17 protein-coding genes are annotated in these 17,027 nt (G+C 66.7%); 11 read left to right on the top strand and 6 right to left on the bottom strand.

Translation table 11 applies throughout. The features are described 5' to 3' along the window. Nucleotides 1–38: 38 nt before the first annotated feature. Nucleotides 39–683: a LysE family transporter gene (locus GPT34_RS12325; RefSeq protein WP_291012820.1), complete on the bottom strand. Its 645-nt coding sequence runs from the start codon at nt 681–683 to the stop codon at nt 39–41. Nucleotides 684–840: 157 nt separating this feature from the next. Here GPT34_RS12325 and argP point away from each other — a divergent pair, with 157 nt between their 5' ends. Further along, nucleotides 841–1,752 carry an HTH-type transcriptional regulator ArgP gene (gene argP, locus GPT34_RS12320; RefSeq protein ID WP_291012818.1) on the top strand — a complete coding sequence of 304 codons (912 nt, stop codon included), beginning with the start codon at nt 841–843 and terminating at the stop codon, nt 1,750–1,752. Between the two features lie 49 nt (nt 1,753–1,801). Here the strand turns inward: argP and GPT34_RS12315 are convergent, their stop codons facing one another. Beyond that, complete coding sequence (locus tag GPT34_RS12315; protein WP_291012816.1) at nt 1,802–2,293, bottom strand: DsrE family protein; 492 nt, start codon at nt 2,291–2,293, stop codon at nt 1,802–1,804. A gap of 79 nt (nt 2,294–2,372) precedes the next feature. Here GPT34_RS12315 and argS point away from each other — a divergent pair, with 79 nt between their 5' ends. The 9 genes from argS (at nt 2,373) to GPT34_RS12270 (ending at nt 11,772) form a co-directional block, all read left to right on the top strand. Continuing rightward, nucleotides 2,373–4,058, top strand: a complete 1,686-nt coding sequence (gene argS, locus GPT34_RS12310) for an arginine--tRNA ligase (RefSeq protein ID WP_291012814.1) — start codon at nt 2,373–2,375, stop codon at nt 4,056–4,058. 19 nt (nt 4,059–4,077) lie between these two features. Further along, complete coding sequence (locus GPT34_RS12305; RefSeq protein ID WP_291012812.1) at nt 4,078–4,740, top strand: SPOR domain-containing protein; 663 nt, start codon at nt 4,078–4,080, stop codon at nt 4,738–4,740. Between the two features lie 89 nt (nt 4,741–4,829). After that, nucleotides 4,830–5,465, top strand: coding sequence for a thiol:disulfide interchange protein DsbA/DsbL (locus tag GPT34_RS12300; RefSeq protein ID WP_291012809.1), 636 nt, complete (start codon nt 4,830–4,832; stop codon nt 5,463–5,465). A gap of 151 nt (nt 5,466–5,616) precedes the next feature. Continuing rightward, on the top strand, nt 5,617–6,246 hold the full coding sequence (gene lptA / locus GPT34_RS12295) for a lipopolysaccharide transport periplasmic protein LptA (protein WP_291012807.1): 630 nt from the start codon (nt 5,617–5,619) through the stop codon (nt 6,244–6,246). 47 nt (nt 6,247–6,293) lie between these two features. Beyond that, nucleotides 6,294–7,037 (top strand): LPS export ABC transporter ATP-binding protein, encoded by a 744-nt coding sequence (gene lptB, locus GPT34_RS12290; protein WP_291012913.1) that lies wholly within the window; start codon nt 6,294–6,296, stop codon nt 7,035–7,037. A 127-nt stretch (nt 7,038–7,164) separates the two neighbouring features. Next, complete coding sequence (locus GPT34_RS12285) at nt 7,165–8,790, top strand: RNA polymerase factor sigma-54 (protein ID WP_291012804.1); 1,626 nt, start codon at nt 7,165–7,167, stop codon at nt 8,788–8,790. After that, nucleotides 8,787–10,136 carry a THUMP domain-containing protein gene (locus tag GPT34_RS12280; RefSeq protein ID WP_291012801.1) on the top strand — a complete coding sequence of 450 codons (1,350 nt, stop codon included), beginning with the start codon at nt 8,787–8,789 and terminating at the stop codon, nt 10,134–10,136. Before GPT34_RS12285 ends, GPT34_RS12280 begins: the two co-directional genes overlap by 4 nt. A 24-nt stretch (nt 10,137–10,160) precedes the next feature. After that, nucleotides 10,161–10,634, top strand: a complete 474-nt coding sequence (locus GPT34_RS12275) for a putative toxin-antitoxin system toxin component, PIN family (protein WP_291012798.1) — start codon at nt 10,161–10,163, stop codon at nt 10,632–10,634. Further along, nucleotides 10,606–11,772, top strand: coding sequence for a hypothetical protein (locus GPT34_RS12270; RefSeq protein ID WP_291012796.1), 1,167 nt, complete (start codon nt 10,606–10,608; stop codon nt 11,770–11,772). Before GPT34_RS12275 ends, GPT34_RS12270 begins: the two co-directional genes overlap by 29 nt. Nucleotides 11,773–11,807: 35 nt before the next feature. On the opposite strand, the gene GPT34_RS12265 is transcribed toward GPT34_RS12270, so the two are convergent. Continuing rightward, nucleotides 11,808–13,427 (bottom strand): FMN-binding glutamate synthase family protein, encoded by a 1,620-nt coding sequence (locus GPT34_RS12265; RefSeq protein ID WP_291012794.1) that lies wholly within the window; start codon nt 13,425–13,427, stop codon nt 11,808–11,810. 65 nt (nt 13,428–13,492) lie between these two features. Between GPT34_RS12265 and GPT34_RS12260 the strand changes: the two genes are divergently transcribed. Further along, a complete protein-coding gene (locus GPT34_RS12260; RefSeq protein ID WP_291012792.1) occupies nt 13,493–14,287 on the top strand; it encodes a UPF0149 family protein in 795 nt (264 codons plus the stop codon). A 24-nt stretch (nt 14,288–14,311) separates the two neighbouring features. On the opposite strand, the gene GPT34_RS12255 is transcribed toward GPT34_RS12260, so the two are convergent. From GPT34_RS12255 to GPT34_RS12245, 3 genes are all read right to left on the bottom strand, one after another. Next, nucleotides 14,312–14,815 (bottom strand): hypothetical protein, encoded by a 504-nt coding sequence (locus GPT34_RS12255; protein WP_291012791.1) that lies wholly within the window; start codon nt 14,813–14,815, stop codon nt 14,312–14,314. Between the two features lie 128 nt (nt 14,816–14,943). Continuing rightward, nucleotides 14,944–16,107, bottom strand: a complete 1,164-nt coding sequence (locus GPT34_RS12250) for a DNA alkylation repair protein (RefSeq protein WP_291012789.1) — start codon at nt 16,105–16,107, stop codon at nt 14,944–14,946. 6 nt (nt 16,108–16,113) lie between these two features. Continuing rightward, nucleotides 16,114–17,001 carry a LysR family transcriptional regulator gene (locus GPT34_RS12245; RefSeq protein ID WP_291012787.1) on the bottom strand — a complete coding sequence of 296 codons (888 nt, stop codon included), beginning with the start codon at nt 16,999–17,001 and terminating at the stop codon, nt 16,114–16,116. Nucleotides 17,002–17,027: the final 26 nt, after the last annotated feature.

The following is a 17,027-nucleotide window of genomic DNA, read 5'->3' as shown; positions in this document are numbered from 1 at the left end:
CGCTGGGGCCTGCGCGGTCGGTCCGGCGCAACAAAGCATCAGAACAGGCTTTTCAACAGAAAAGCGGCCGTGCCCCACATCATGAGCGCCACGGCACCGTCCAGCGCGCGCCAGAGGTGCAGCGAGTTGAGACGGCGGCCGAGCCAGAAGGCGGCCAGGCCCAGGGCGGCAAACCACACTACCGAGCCCGCGGCGGCGCCCATGCCGAACACGTTGGCGCTGGCGCCGTAAGCTAGCGAGGCGGTGCCGATCAGCACCGCGGTGTCGAGCCAGGCGTGCGGGTTGAGCCAGGAAAACGCGAGCGCGGCCAGCACCGCCTGGCGCCGGCTGGTGGTTGGCTGTGGGGTGGCTTCAGCCGTTGCGGGGTCGAGGTTGAGCACCTGCGGGTGCAGGAATCGGTGAAAGGCTTTCCAGCCGTAGACGGTGAGGAACAGCGCGCCCGCGCCCACGAGCGCCCCCATCAGCTTGTCCGACAGGCCGCCGAGCTGCGACAGGCCCAACACGCCGATACCGATGAGCACCATGTCGGACAGCATGCACACCGCCACCGTGAGCCAGACATGCTGACGCTGCAGGCCCATGCGCAGCACATGGGCGTTCTGCGGGCCGATGGCCATGATGAGCGACATGCTCAGCACCATGCCGGCGGTGAAGGTGGGGAAGGATGCGAGGGCGAAAGACATGGCGGGTCACCGGTTCAAAAGACAAGAGGTCGGTTGCTGAGCAATTCAAAGGGCGTCAGCAGACGGAGAAGTGTGCTCGCCCCTGGCATAAAATTAAATCAAGTTAACGCGAACTTTATTTAATTAAATAAAAATCAATCAAACCAAAGGACTGGTCATGCTCGATGCCCGCCAGCTGGATGCCCTGGCCGCCGTGATCGAACACGGGGGCTTTGGCCCGGCCGCCAAGGCCTTGTCGCTCACGCTGGCGGCGGTGTCGCTGCGCATCAAGGCGCTCGAAGACCAGATGGGCCAGCGCCTGCTGGTGCGTGGCAAGTCGGTGCGCGCTACTGCGGCCGGTCAGGCGCTGCTGGCCCATGTTAAGCAGGTGCGCATGATGGAGACCGATTTGCTCAGCGGGCTGCAGGGTGGCGGTGCGTCGGGTGCAGGGAGGCGCTGGCAGTCGCTCAGCGTGGCGATCAATGCCGATTCGGTGGCCAGCTGGTTTCTGCCCGGCGTGGCGCCGGTGCTGCAGCGGCATCGGTTGTTACTGGATATCGTGATCGACGACCAGGACCACACCCTCGACGCGCTCAAGAGTGGAGAGGTGATGGGCTGCGTGACCACGCTGGCCCAGGCCATGCGCGGCTGCGTGGCCGAGCCGCTGGGCGTGATGCGCTACCGATGCGTGGCGTCGCCTGCCGTGGTGCAGCGCTGCCGCACGCCGGCGGGCGCTATCTCACCCCACAAGCTGCTGGCGCAGCCCGCCATCATTTTCAACCGCAAAGACGCGCTTCAGGATGACTTTCTGGAACAGCATTTCGGTCTGCGCCAGCCGCGCTATCCGCGCCATTTCGCGCCCGCAGTGGATGCTTTTGAAGTGGCGATTGCGCAAGGCATGGGCTGGGGCATGGTGCCTGAGCAGACGCTGGCACACCGCCAGGACCTGGAGGAGTTGCTGCCGGGGGCCACCGTCGATGTGGTGCTGTACTGGCAGCACTGGGCGCACGAATCGCCATCCGCCCAGCGGCTGACGGCGGCGGTCAAGGCGGCGGCGCTGGCGCACCTGGCGCCGATGGCGGTGGCTTGAAGCTGAGGTGCCCCCAGGCTTCAGTCGCTCGCCAGAGCCCAGGTCGGGCTCACCAGGCCAGGTAGGCGTAGCCTTGTTCCTGCAGTTCCATTACCGCTGCTGCTCCCACCTCTTCCACCTGGGCAAAGGCCAGCATGTCCGCCTCGGTCCAGCCGACGGTGTGCATGGTGTTGCCGCAGGCAATGAAGCGCACGCCGTAGGCTTCGGCCATGCTGCGGGCGCGCTGCTGGTGCAGTTCGGGCACCGGGCGCTGCGGCTTCTTGGCCAGCAGATGGATGCCTGGTCCCCACACCACCACGGCGATGGCGACGTCATCCACATACTTCTTCAGCATGGCGCTGATCGAGTTGAAGATGGCTTCCTGGTATTCGGGCTCGTGGCGGTTGAGCTGGTAGACGATCTTGTGCGGCGCTTCGCCGCCGAGCAGGGGCGCTCGCGGCGTGGCGGCCTGGCTGACGCCGGATGCGGCGGCCGTGCCCGCGCCCAGCGCAAGCAAGCGGCCGAGCCAGCGGCGGCGGTTGGGGGGTGTGGTGCTGTTCATGGCCCGTACGGTACCCGATACAGGCCCTGCGCACCATCGCCAGAGGTCGATCCGCCTCAGAACCTAAAATCTCCCCCCTATGCTCAAGATCAAACAAGACCTGCTGGCCGGCCTGGCCACAGCGCTGGACGCGCTTTCGCCAGGGGCCGGGGCCAAGGCGGCGTTCGAGTCGCCCAAGGTGGCGGCCCACGGCGACTTTGCCATCACCGCGGCGATGCAGCTCGCCAAACCGCTCAAGCTCAACCCGCGCCAGCTGGGCGAGCAGTTGCGGGAGGCCTTGCTGGCGCTGCCGGTGTTCCAGCAGTGGGTGGCAGAAATTGACATCGCCGGCCCCGGCTTCATCAACATCCGCCTGAAGCCCGAGGCCAAGCAGCAGGTGGTGCGCGAGGTACTGGCGGCGGGGCCGTTTTTTGGCGAGGCACCGGCCAACGGTCAGAAGCTCATGGTGGAATTTGTCTCGGCCAATCCCACCGGCCCGCTGCATGTGGGCCATGGTCGCCAGGCCGCGCTGGGCGACGCCATCTGCAACCTCTACGCCACCCAGGGCTGGCAGGTGCACCGCGAGTTTTATTACAACGACGCGGGGGTGCAGATCAGCACGCTGGCCACCTCCACCCAGCTGCGCGCCAAGGGCCTCAAGCCAGGCGATGCGGGCTGGCCCAGTGGCGAGAATGCCGCGGCCTACAACGGCGACTACATCCAGGACATCGCCAACGACTTCCTGGCGAAAAAGACTGTGCAGGCCGACGACCGCAGCTTCACCGCCAGCGGCGATGTGAACGACCTCGACGGTATGCGCCAGTTTGCCGTGGCCTATTTGCGCCACGAGCAAGATCTGGATCTGCAAGCCTTCGCCGTCAAGTTTGACCACTACTTCCTGGAGTCCAGCCTGTACACCAGCGGCCGCGTCGAGGCCACGGTCAAGCGGCTGGTCGAGGCCGGCAAGACCTACGAGCAGGACGGCGCGCTGTGGCTCAAGTCCACCGACTACGGCGACGACAAGGACCGCGTGATGCGCAAGTCCGACGGCTCGTTCACCTACTTCGTGCCCGACGTGGCGTACCACATCGCCAAGTGGGAGCGCGGGTTCACCAAGGTGATTAACATCCAGGGCACCGACCACCACGGCACGATCGCGCGCGTGCGCGCTGGCCTGCAGGCGGCCAACGTCGGCATTCCGGCCGGTTACCCCGACTACGTGCTGCACACCATGGTGCGCGTGATGAAGGGCGGCGAGGAAGTGAAGATCAGCAAGCGCGCGGGTAGCTACGTGACGCTGCGCGACTTGATCGAATGGACCAGCAAGGACGCGGTGCGCTTTTTCCTGCTCAGCCGCAAGCCCGACACCGAGTACACATTCGACGTCGACCTCGCCGTGCAGAAGAACAACGACAACCCGGTGTACTACGTGCAGTACGCCCACGCGCGCATCTGCTCGGTACTTGCTGCCTGGGGTGGTGACAGCGCGCAGCTGAAGTCCGCCGACCTGTCGGCGCTCGACAGCGCACCCGCGCAGGCGCTGATGCTGCTGCTGGCCAAATACCCGGCGATGCTGGCCGATGCCGCGCGCGATTTCGCGCCGCACGATGTGACCTTCTATCTGCGTGAACTGGCGGCGAGTTACCACAGTTACTACGATGCCGAGCGCATCCTCGTGGATGACGAGCGCGTGAAAACGGCGCGCCTGGCGCTGGTCGCAGCCACCGCGCAGGTATTGCACAATGGCCTCGCGGTGCTGGGCGTGAGCGCTCCGCCAAAAATGTGAACGGGAATTCTTGATGACGATGCAGAAGCAAACACGCCGTGTGCAAGGCGGCGGCACCCTGTTGGGTTTTGTGGTTGGCCTGCTGGTGGGGCTGGGCGCAGCGCTGGGGGTGGCGATCTACGTGACCAAGGTGCCCGTGCCGTTTGTCGACCGGGGCGTGTCGCGCAACCCCGCGCAGGACGCGGCTGAAGCCGAGCGCAACAAAGGGTGGAACCCCAACGCTGTGCTCAATGGCAAGTCGGCCACTGGCACCGTCACGCCCAATGCGCCAGGGACACCCGCCGAAGGCGCGATCAGTGTGCCTTCCCCCGACGGCCAGGCCCTGCCCAAACCGGGTGCGGCGACCGCCGAGTCCGCCGACCCGCTGGGTGACCTCGCCAGGGCCAAGGCGGGGCAGAGCGCGCCGGTGGTACCCACCATGCCAGCGCCTGGTCCGGGCGCTGACCCATTCCTGTATTTCGTGCAGGCCGGCGCTTTCCGCACCGCCGACGACGCCGAGGCGCAGCGCGCGAAGCTCGCCATGCTCGGCATCGAAGCGCTGGTCAGCGAACGCGAGCAGTCCGGGCGAACGGTGTATCGCGTACGCGTGGGCCCTTTCAATCAGAAGGCTCTGGCCGACCTGACCCGCGAGCAGCTTGAGGTAAACGGCATGGAAGCCGCCTTGGTCCGCGTTCAGCGCTGAACCGCCACCTGTCACATCCCTGGCGCTTGCCGGGGGAACTTTTGCGGCGCTGGCTCGCCCCAAACAAGCCATTCAAGGAGTCTGATTCCATGCAACGTCGCGATTTTTCCCGTTCCCTGCTGGCCGCCGGCGGCCTCGCCGCTCTGAGTCACAGCATCGCACAGGCGCAGCTAACAGGTCTGAAAGAAGGCACCGACTTCGTTCGCCTGGCCAAGCCCGCGCCTGTGGACAGCCCGGCTGGCCAGATCGAGGTGGTGGAGTTCTTCGCTTACACCTGCATCCACTGCTTCAACTTCGAGCCGGTCATGGAAGCCTGGATCAAGAAAAAGCCCGCGGGCGTGGCGATCAAGCGCACGCCGGTGGCGTTCAGTGATGCCTTCGTCCCGATGCAAAAGCTCTACTACGCCCTCGAAGCCATGGGCCAGGTCGAGGCGCTTCACGAAAAGGTTTTCCGCGCCATTCATGTGGACAAGCAGCGCCTGACCACGCCTGACGCCATCATCCCTTGGGTGGCAGCGCAAGGGGTGGACAAGGCGAAATTTGAGAGTTTTTACAACTCATTTGCCGTCGCCGGCAAGTCCAAGCGCGCAGCGCAGTTGCAGGACGCCTACCAAGTCGAAGGCACGCCGGCCCTGGGTGTGGCGGGCCGTTACTACGTGCCAGGCCAGGGGCCACGCTCGATTGTGGTGGCCGAGGCGCTGATCGCCGAAGTCCGCAAGGGCTGAACCGCGTTTGACATCTGCTTGGGCCCGCCTTGTGCGGGCCATCTGTTTGCTGGGGCAGGCATCCGGGCAAAGCCTGCAAAAGTCATGGCATGGCTCGTGGCGGCGATGCACACGCCGTTACAATGAATGCAAGTTTCGTGCCCTACCTATGATGCCCCTGAACCTCCGTTTCCGATCCTCGCTGGCGCTCGCCGCGCTGCTGCTCGCCAGCCTGGGTGGCATGGGGGCTGCGCTGGCTGAAAAAGCCGACCGCAACCAGCCCCTGAATGCGGAGGCGGACGCGCTGCGCTACGACGACGCGCGGCAGACCAGCGTGTTCACCGGCAACGTGGTCATCACCAAGGGCAGCATCGTGATTCGCGGCGCCCAGGTCGAGGTGAAGCAGGATGCGCAAGGCAACCAGTTCGGCACCGTCACCGGCAGCCCGGCCTTTTTCCGCCAGAAGCGTGACGGCGTGGACGAGTTCATCGAAGGCACCGCCCAGCGCATCGAATACGACAGCAAGGCCGATACCGTGCGCTTTGTCGGCAACGCCGTGCTGCGCCGCCTCAAGGGAACGGCTGTCAACGATGAGACCGCGGGCGCGGTGATTGCCTACAACAACGCCAACGACGTGTTCACCGTCGACGGCGGTCCGGCCAACCGCACCGCAGCCAACCCCACCGGTCGTGTGCGCGCCATGCTCACGCCCGTGCCCAAGGACGGCGATGCGCCGGCTTCACCACCCGCGACACCGGCCCCGCTCAAATCCAGCGGCCAGCTGGGTGAAGGCCGCCCGTGAGGGCGCCCGAGACCGACGCGGCGGTTGCCAGCCCCTCCCGCCCTGAGGTGACCAGCCGCCTGGTGGCCAGTGGCTTGAAAAAGGCCTACGGCAGCCGGCTGGTGGTCAAAGACGTGTCGCTCTCGGTCGACAAGGGCGAGGTGGTCGGGCTGCTGGGACCCAACGGCGCGGGCAAAACGACTTCGTTCTACATGCTGGTGGGCTTGCTGCGTTCAGACGCCGGGCAGATCCTGCTCGACGGTCAGGCGATTGAAAAGCTGCCGATCCACCAGCGCGCACGCTTGGGTCTGGGCTACCTGCCGCAAGAGGCTTCGATCTTCCGCAAACTCACCGTGGCGGAGAACGTGCGAGCGGTGCTGGAGCTGCAAACCGACCCTTCTGGCCGCTCGCTGCCCTCGGCCGAGATCGAGCAGCGGCTGGACCAGCTTCTGGCCGACCTGCATGTGGACCACCTGCGCGATTCCCCTGCGCCCGCTCTCTCGGGTGGTGAGCGTCGCCGCGTGGAGATTGCGCGCGCACTGGCGACCAACCCGCGCTTCATCCTGCTCGACGAGCCATTTGCCGGCATCGACCCGATCGCGGTGATCGAGATCCAGCGCATCATCGGTTTTCTCAAATCGCGCGGCATCGGTGTGCTGATCACCGATCACAACGTGCGCGAAACCCTGGGCATTTGCGACCGCGCTTACATCATCAACGAAGGTCACGTGCTAACCAGTGGCACGCCGGCTGACATCGTCGAGAACGCGGACGTGCGCCGCGTCTACCTGGGCGAACATTTTCGCATGTGATGGACGAGACCCCTATGTTTCACCGATGCGCGAGTCGCTGCTTCCCAAGGGGGCTGGGCCAGCCTTGGGGCGGCCCGGCGGCTGGCCCGGGGCTTCCCTTGTTGTTCCGTTTCTTCGGCCTGACCGAATGAAACAGGGTCTGTCTCTCCGCGTCTCGCAGCACCTGGCGCTCACCCCGCAGTTGCAGCAATCGATCCGCCTGCTGCAACTCTCCACGCTGGAGATGGCGCAGGAGGTGGAGCAGATGCTGGACGAAAACCCGTTTCTTGAACGCAGCGAGGAACAGGCCGAGCGCGAGGCCTTCGGTCTGGAGCAGACCGACGCCGCGGTGAACGCGGGCGAACAGATTGCCGAGGCATCGGTGGCGCAGCCAGATGCACCTGTGATGGAGCGCAGCAGCACCAGCAGCACCGAGAGCAGCGACAGCGACAACAGCGTGGAAAGCCGAATCGATGGCGACAGCCCGCTGGAAGAGAGCTGGGATGGTGATGGCTCGGTGGACATGGCACCCGACGATGGCGAATGGGGCGGGGAAGCGCCTGCGCGCAACAACAACCTCAACAACGCGGGCGACGACGAAACCGCCAGCGCCGCCGAGCTGGCGCGCGCGGGCACCAGCCTTCAAGATCACCTGCACGACCAAGCGCGCTGCCTGCGCCTGAGCGACGAAGACCGCGCCGCTCTGTACTTCCTCATTGAGTCACTTAATGAAGACGGTTACCTTGAGGACAGCCTGAGCGATCTGGCCCTGGCCTGGCTGCGCCTGTCGTTACCCGGTGCCGCCGAGGGCGATGAAAACCTCGAAGCGCGTGAAGAGCTGGAGCAGCGCCTGGGCGTGGCGCTGCAACTGCTGCAGCACATGGAGCCCACGGGGGTGGGCGCGCGCGATCTGTGCGAGTGCCTGCGGCTGCAGATCGAAGAGCTGCGCAACAGCCCGGAAGCGCGCGCGGCGCTGGCCATCTGCTCGCAGCCGCTGGAGCTGATGGCCAAGCGCGACGTCAAGCGGCTGTGCAGCCTCTGTGGAGCCGACGAGGAGACTGTGCGCGCCGCACTGGCGCTGATCGCGCGCCTGGAGCCCAAGCCCGGTCGGCGCTTTGTCGATGTGGAGCGCAACATCGTCGTGCCCGATGTGCTGGTCACGCGCGCCGGGCGCGGCTTCAAGGTGCAGCTCAACCCCGAGGTGATGCCACGCCTGCGCGTGCACGACGTGTACGCCAACGCCATGCGCCAGAACCGCGGCGGCAAGGACAACGGCACCGAGGCCGGCCATGCCGCCATGCAGCAGCGCTTGCAGGAGGCACGCTGGTTCATCAAGAACATCCAGCAGCGTTTCGACACCATCCTGCGTGTGTCCAGCGCCATCGTCGAACGCCAGCGCAACTTCTTCATGCACGGAGAGCTGGCCATGCGCCCGCTGGTGCTGCGAGAAATTGCCGACGAGCTGGGCCTGCACGAATCCACCATCAGCCGGGTGACCACGGCCAAATACATGGCCACGCCCTTTGGCACCTTCGAGCTGAAGTATTTTTTTGGCTCCTCGCTTGGCACCGAGACCGGCGGCAATGCGTCCAGCACCGCGGTGCGCGCCCTGCTCAAGCAGTTCATCGCCGCAGAAGAAGTCACCAAGCCGCTGTCGGACAACCAGCTCTCTGACCTGCTCAAGGAGCAGGGCATCGAATGCGCGCGCCGCACCGTGGCCAAGTACCGCGAGGCGCTGCGCATCGCGCCTGCCAATCTCCGGAAATCCCTGTGAACCAGCTCAAGCTCTTTCTTCCCTGCGCCGCTGGCGTGGAAGACTTCCTGGCTGATGAGGTGCAGCGCATCACGGGCGAGCTGCCGGCGTTCAAAGCGCGTGGTGGCGTCGGGGTGCAGGCGTCGTGGCGCGAAGCGATGCGGCTCAACCTGCACAGCCGCCTGTCGCAGCGGGTGCTGGTGCAGCTCTGGCATGGCATCTACCGCAATGAGCAAGACCTCTACAACGCCGCGAGCGACGTGGCGTGGGAGATTTGGTTTTCGCCGCAGGAAACCATTAAGGTCGAAATCACCGCGCAGCACAGCCCGCTGACCTCGCTCAACTTCGCCGCGCTCAAGATCAAGGACGCGGTGTGTGACCGTTTTCGGGCCAAGCGCGGTGAACGCCCGAGCGTGAACACGACCTGGCCTGACATCCGCCTGTACGCCCACCTCACCACTGACGAGCTCACGCTGTATCTGGACACATCGGGGGAGCCGCTGTTCAAACGCGGCTGGCGCGAAGACAAGGGCGATGCTCCGCTGAAAGAAACCCTGGCCGCGGCCATGATCGCCGCCACCGGCTGGGGCGCCTGCGCCGATCAGCCGCTGGACGAGATCGTGCCGCTGTACGACCCTTGCTGCGGCAGCGGCACGGTGCTGATCGAGGCGGCCCAGATCGCGCTGAACATGCCGGCCGGGGGGTTGCGCCAGTTTGCGTTCGAGAAGATGCTGCCGTTCCAGCCCCACGTGTGGGACGGGATCCGCGATGAAGCGCAGCGGGCGGTGCGCGAATGGCCGGTGGGCCACGCGCCCATTGTGTTCGGTAGCGACGTGTCGTTCCGCATGGTCGATTTTGCCCAGCGCAACGCCGAGCGCGCCGGGGTGGCGCAGGCTATCGACTTGCGCGGTGGAGATGCCTTGCAGCGCCAGCCGCCGGCGGACCGCCCGGGCGTGATGCTGCTCAACCCGCCGTATGGCGAGCGCATCGCCGCTGCCGGGGTGGCAGGCGAAAGCGCGGCGGCGCGCGCGGGCGCCAGGGCGCCGCGCACCTTCAGCTTGGGCGCTGGCAGGGCGCCCGAGACGGGCCCGGATCGCAGTTCCCGTGAACCCGAGCGGGTCGGCCGCGAGAGCGCCCAGATGGCCGATGGCGGTGACGGCAGCGAGTTCTTCCAGCAACTGGCCGCCCACTGGAAAAGCCACTACGCTGGCTGGACCGCCTGGCTGCTCACGCCCGACCTCAAGCTGCCGGGAAAAATGCGGTTCAAAGAATCGCGCCGTGTGCCGCTGTGGAACGGACCGATCGAATGCCGGTTGTTCCGGTTCGACCTCACGGCCAGGCGCGTGCAGCCTGCTGACGCTCGCTAGCCAATGGTGGAGGCACCGGTGCCGATGCGATCTCCCCTCGTGCTCGATACCAACATCGCGCTGGATCTGTTCGTGTTCGACGATCCAGCGAGTGGGGCATTGCGCACGGCGCTGGCTGCCGTGCTCGTGGACTGGCTGGTCACCGATGCCATGCGCGAGGAGCTGGCGCGTGTGCTGGGCTACCCGCAGATCGCCCAGCGACTGACCCGTCGGGCACTCGCACCCGAAGCCGTGCTGGAAGCCTTCGATGCCCGGGTGTGCGTGGTGGCTGAGGCGCCCAAGGCGCCTGTGACCTGCCAAGACGCTGACGATCAGAAATTCATCGATCTGGCGGTGGCGCACCGTGCCACCCTGATCAGCAAAGACGCGCACATCCTGCGCATGACCAAGCGCCTCGCGCGACTCGACGTGCTGGTGCGCCGGCACTGGGCTGGCGAACCGGGGCGCGCGACTGGCAAGGACCCGAGCCATGTGGCTGCACACCCGCTGTATTCCTGATGGTTTGCCCCGCTGGCGTGTCTTGGCCGCCCTCTTGCTGGGACTGAGCAGCGGGCTGGCCCTGGCCGTGCCGCAATGTGAGCTCAATGGCGAGTCGGTGAGTCCGTCCAACGGTCACACCACGGCAGGCAAGTCGGGGGTGATGCGTTGCACCGACGACAGTGGGCCGATTCGCTTGCGCGAGCAGACGCTGCGTGATGGCCGTTTCGAGGGGCCGGCGCTTTTTGTCATGCAGTCGGGCGAGCGGCGCGAGTACACCGTCAATGCCCGCGGCAACCGCGAGGGGGTTTTCCGCGAATGGGATGTCAGCGGCACCTTGCGGCGCGAGCAAAACCTGGACAACGGGCAGGCCATCGGCGAGCAAAAGACCTTCGCAGCCTCCGGACACCTGGCGCGGCTCGACTACATGGTGAACCGCCGCGTGGCCGTGTCCATCGGCTACCTGGCGGACGGCTCGCTCAGCGCACTGCGCTGCGCGCCGGTGTCGCTGCTGTCGCAGGACCGGCAGGTCTGTGGACACGAAGGTCAGGCCAGTGCGGTCACGCTGTACCGAGAGCCTGGGCAGGTTTCGGGCATGGTGAGCTTTCTCGCCGGTGAGCTGGTGCGCCAGACTGTGGTCAATGCCCAGGGAGCGCTGGTGCGCAGCGAAGAGCTGACCCGCGCGCCTGGCGAGCCCGACCGGCGGATCAAACGGGTGTACTACCCATCGGGCCAGCTGCGCTCGGAAACCGACCTGTTGCAGCGCGATCCGGATGTGCTGGTGCGCGAGGGCGTGGTGCGCGAATGGGCCAGCAGCGGCCAGCTCACTCAGCAGACGGTGTGGGCGGCCGGGCGCGAGCAGCGCATCGAGCAGTGGTACCTCAACGGCCAGCGCAAGTTCGTGCAAACCATCCAGCGTGAGGGTCGCAACGAGCTGCGCGACACCACCAGCTATTGGGACAGCGGCGAGCGGGCGGCCGAGAACGCCGAGCGCAACGGGCGGCTGTTTGGCTGGCAGCGCTACTTCAGCGAAACCGGTGTGCTGCAGCGCGAGGACGAACACGGTCCACGTGGCGTGCTGTTGCGGCGCAAGAGCTATGACGGCCAGGGCGCGCTGGAGAAGGAAGAGCGTTTCCTGGAGGACGGCTCGCGCATCTGAGGCGCAGCCAGGTCAGACAGGTTCAGGCGTTGTGCTCAGACCAGACCAAACCGGTCTGGCTCGGCCTGCGGCCAGTAGTACTGGAAGACCTTGTGCTGATCGGTCAGTTCGCCCAGCAGGGCGCCGGGACGCACCGTGGGCAGCAGGGTCGAGAGCAGGCGCACATCGTTTTCGTTGACGCGACGAACGATGTGGTCGGCGGTGATCTCGCTCGGGTGGTTCAGGCCGGCCGCTTGCACCAGCTCCTGCAGCGCGTTGAGCGTCTGGCGGTGGAAGCTGTAGACCCGCTCGGCCTTGTCGGGCACCACCAGCGCCTGCTGGCGCACCGGGTCCTGGGTGGTCACGCCGGTGGGGCACTGGCCGGTGTGGCAGGTCTGGGCCTGGATGCAGCCCAGCGCAAACATGAAACCGCGCGCGCTGTTGCACCAGTCGGCGCCAATGGCGATGGCGCGCACGATGTCAAACGCGCTGATCACCTTGCCCGACGCCCCGATCTTGATTCGATCGCGCAGGTTCACACCCACCAGCGTGTTGTGCACCAGGCGCAAGCCTTCCTGCAGCGGCGCACCCACGTGATCGGTGAACTCCAGTGGCGCGGCGCCGGTGCCGCCCTCGGCGCCGTCGACCACGATGAAGTCGGGCGTGATGCCGGTTTCCTGCATCGCCTTGACGATGGCAAACCACTCCCAGGGGTGTCCGATGCAGAGCTTGAAGCCGGTCGGCTTACCGCCCGAGAGCTCACGCAGTCGGGCGATGAACTGCATCATTTCCATCGGCGTGGCAAATGCGCTGTGGGCCGCGGGCGAGATGCAGTCCACCCCCACCGGTACGCCGCGCGCCGCGGCGATTTCTGGCGTGATCTTGGCGCCGGGCAACATGCCTCCGTGGCCAGGCTTGGCGCCCTGGCTCAGCTTGAGTTCGATCATCTTGACCTGCGGGTCCAGCGCATTGGCTTTGAAGCGCTCTTCGCTGAAGCCCCCGGCTTCGTCACGGCAGCCAAAGTAACCCGAACCGATCTCCCAGATCAGGTCGCCGCCGTGCAGCCGGTGCCAGGCCGAGATAGAGCCCTCTCCGGTGTCGTGTGCGAAGCGGCCGCGCGCTGCACCGGCGTTGAGGGCCTGGATGGCATTGGCCGAGAGCGCACCAAAGCTCATGGCCGAGATGTTGAACACGCTGGCCTCGTAGGGCTGGGTGCAGGACGGTCCGCCGATGGTGGTGCGGAAGTCGGATGTGCCCAGCGTGGTGGGCATCAGTGAATGGTTGAGCCACTCGAAGCCGTTGGCGTTCACGTCGAGCTGGGTGCCGAAGGGGCGCTTGTCGGTCTCGCCCTTGGCGCGGGCATAGGCCAGACTGCGCTGGCTGCGTGAGAAGGGAGTGGCTTCAGTGTCGCTTTCCAGGAAGTACTGGCGCAGCTCGGGGCGCACCTTCTCCAGCATGTAGCGAAAGTGGCCAATGATGGGGTAATTGCGCAGCACCGATTTTTTGGTCTGCCACAGGTCGTACCAGCCCAGCGCCGAGAGGCCGCCGAATACCAGGAACCACAACCCACCCACGCCAAATCCCACCATCGCGAACAGGCTGAGCAGGGTGAACAGCACGCACAGCGCAAGCGCGGTGTAGCGGACGGGATAGAGGGCGTTGAGGCGGTCGAGCATGCAAAAGTTCTCCGTGCAGCGCGGGCTACACTGCCGGGCATCATAAAGTCCCACCCGTTGTCCCCATGAACCACCCTGTTACGCCGCCCGACCTGGATCGCCCGCTGGAAGCCGAGGATTTCGACACCCTCGACGCCATCCTGGACGACCTGCGCACCCGCGACGACGAGGTGCCACAGTGGGAGTTCTGCGAAGGTGCGCTGGCCGCGCTGCTGTGCACGCGACGCCTGATCCTGCCCGACGAGTACCTGCCGGTCCTGCTGGGTGAGGGCGCCGAGGGCGGCGAAGCATGGGCGAATGCGGAGCAGGCCACCCAGTTCCTGGGCCTATGGACGCGGCGTTGGAACGAAGTGGCCGCTGCCCTGGCCGCCGAAGTCGAGACGCTGGAAGACGAACGCAGCTACCACCCGGAGGTGATGGACGTGCGCGGTGCCGTGGCCAGCCTGCCGGACGAGGCCCGGGCCGAGATCGGCGATCAGGCGCTGCCGGCCTATGCGCAGGTCTGGGCGCTGGGCTTCATGTTCGTGGTGGAGAACTGGCCGGAAGACTGGGCCGCGCCGCGCGATGCCGAGACCGCCGACTGGCTCGACGGCTCGCTCAATGCCATCGTCGCGCTGACCGAAGACGACACCGCCCGGCCCACGCTTTCCATGCACAGCGAGGATGGTCCGCCCAGCGTGAGCGAGGCGCGGCTGAACCAGCTGGGCGAGGCGATCTGGGCCGTGTACGACCTGCGCCAGCTCTGGCAAAGCCTGGGGCCGCGGGTTGACCCGGTGCGTCGGGCCGAGACGCCGGGTCGCAACGACCCTTGCTTTTGCGGCAGCGGGAAAAAGTTCAAGAAGTGCCACGGCGCGGCCTGAAGGCCGCCGCCATCACCGGGTTGCTCAGCCGCGCTGCAGGTTGCGCAGCATGTCGAGCAGGCGCGCCCGGCTCCGTTCGAAGTCGGTGTTGAGCAAGGTGCTGGCCAGGTGCATGTGGCCCGAATCGGCCAGCATCAAGGCCTTGTCGGCCAGCATATGGAAACGCTGATGCTCGAGTTCCAGTTCGGCAAACAGGGGGTGCTGTCCCGGCGCTCCGTCTCGCGAGCGCGCCAGCCACTGGCCCAGACCGCTGTCGGCTGCATCCGGCAGATCGGGCGGCGGCTCGTCCGTGTGGCGCTCCCGGCCGAGGCGCTCGTTGAAGCGCACACACCACTCCAGGTGCTCAATGATGGCGCCCTGAACCGCCAGGCGGTCAATCTGAGGGGCGGGCATGGGCGACGCCACCGCCGCCGCCGCGGGTGGCTCGGCGGGCGGCGGATCGCTGATGGTCACCGACTGCCGGGACCAGCGCGCGAGCAGGCGCTGAAGAAGCGCGTTCTTGAGGTTCATGGCAACGGGGTCGGGCACGGAGTGTGCCGGCAGCGCAGTGTGATGGCTGCGAGCCTTGCGCGACTGGCTGGCTGGGCACAAGAGCGGGCACTTGTTACCTGCCGTCACACGGCTGTGCGCCTGTCGCCACGGCGATGTGCGCAATATCACGCCGTATCGACCGCGGCTGGGCGCAGTTCGAAAGTCTCGGAGGCTTGCCGCTCACCGTTGACGAGCAGGTCGATCCGGTGCACGCCGGGGTAAAGCCGGCGTGTGGTCACCTCCCGAAACGGGTGGCGTTTGCTCAGGCTCAGCGCCTCGCCGGGCGCGAGGTTCACGTTCCAGCCCTTGAACACTTTGGCGCTGGTTTTGCCGCCAGCCCGCACATGGTGCACCGCGTAGTCGACCACCAGCGCCTGCGGCTCGCGCCCGCTGGCCCGCAGCTGCACCGACAGCGTGAGCGTGTCGCCAATGCGGAGCGCACGGTGCGACAGCGCCAGCTCGGCCTGGCCGCGCAGGCCTGGGCTCATCCCCCAGGCCAGTAGCGTGGGGGCATGCCCCTGTTTGATCAGGCTGCGGCTGGCGTGGCGAAGCAGGGCGGTGCGCTCGGCGCTGGCGCCCGGCAGGTGCTCGCTCAGCCATTGGGCGATGCGCTCGGGGTGATCCTTGGCGATGTCGTTGAGGTGGTTGGCCACGCTGCGCCGCACGTAAGCGCTGGGGTCGTCCTGCAGCAGCCGCAACAGGGGCAGGCTGGGCCGCGGGTCGGCCACCAGCGCCTGCAGCCGCAAGCCCCAGGGCAGCCGCGGTCGGCTGCCTTCGCTGACCAGGCGCCGCACGTGAGGGCTGGCATCGTGTGCCCAGCCGGTCAGTGTCTCGAACACCTCGGACGGATGCGCGGCGATGAAAGGCCGGATGGCAAGTTCGGCGGTGAAGCGCTGCGTCAGCGCGTGCAAACAGGTCAGTGCGCGCGGCACCTCGTCCATGCCGCGCCGCGTCACCCACTCACCCGCGCCCCACAAGACCCAGCCTGCCAGTCCCGCCGGATTCAGCGCAGCACCCAGGCCAATGGGTTCGCCCGGTGCGTTGAATGCCAGAGGCGGCGCCAGCGCCTGCTCCAGCACGCCGGCGGCCTGGTCAAAGTCGGGCGGCAGGCAGGCCTCGAGCGCATCGGCAATCTGCAGTGCGCGGGCCTTGAACTCGAGCCCTTCCAGACCTTTGAGTGCCTGATGTTCAAAACGCTTGCGATCGAAGGCGGTCCAGGCGCGCTGCAGGTGCTCGCTCGCATGCCGGACGGTATGGGCGTTGATCAGGTGCTTGAAGGCTTCGGCCATCGGGCCTCACAACAGGGGCGGCAGCTCGCGCGCCAGGAAGTCGTACACCGCGCGGATGCTGGCGCTGCTGCGGATCTCCCGGTGCACCGTGAGCCAGATCGGCAGCGGCGGTATGCGCAGCTGCGGCAACAGGGTCTGCACCGCCGGGTCTTCTCGGATCAGGTAGTTGGAGACAAAGCCGATGCCCAGTCCAGCGCGCACCGCGCCCCAGTAGGCCATCAGGTCGTCAGTGCGCAGTTCGAAGCGCTCATGCGCAATGGGAAGACCCATGGCGCTGAAGCCTCGCTCGATGTCGGGCACGCGGTCATTGCCAATCAGCTCGTGCTGCAGCAGGTCGGCTGGTGCGCGGGGCGTGCCACGCCGGCGCAGGTAGTCGCGGTGGGCGCAGGCGCTCAGCCCTACCGCGCCGATACGCCGGGCGATCAGCGAGGACTGTTCGGGGCGCACCATGCGAAGCGCGATGTCGGCTTCGCGGCGCAGCAGGTTGCTCACCGCGTTGCTCGCCACCAGCTCAACCGCGATGCCCGGCAGGGCCTCGCGCATGCGCGCCAGCACCGGGGGCAGCAACACGCAGGCGACCGGCTGGCTGGCCGACAGGCGCACCGAGCCCTCCAGCGTAGCTTTGGCGTGGTTCACGCTGCGCAGCAGCGCCAGCGCGCCGGTTTCCATGGCGCGCGCCGCCTCGGCCAGGCGGTGACCGGCCGGCGTCGGGGCCAGGCCGCGCCCGGTGCGTTCAAACAGCACGCTGCCCAGCTGCGTTTCGAGCTCGGCCACGTGGCGCCCCACCGTGGGCTGGCTGGTGCCCAGGGCCCGCGCGGCCGCCAGCAGGCTGCCGTGTTCATGGGCCGCCAGAAACGACGGGATGAGGTTCCAGTTGAACTTATCGGTATTCATTCGTGTATAGCTCGTACGCGATTTCA

It is taken from the genome of Hydrogenophaga sp., assembly GCF_011390835.1.
Taxonomy (GTDB): domain Bacteria; phylum Pseudomonadota; class Gammaproteobacteria; order Burkholderiales; family Burkholderiaceae_C; genus Hydrogenophaga.
This window is presented reverse-complemented; position numbering and strand designations above follow the sequence as displayed.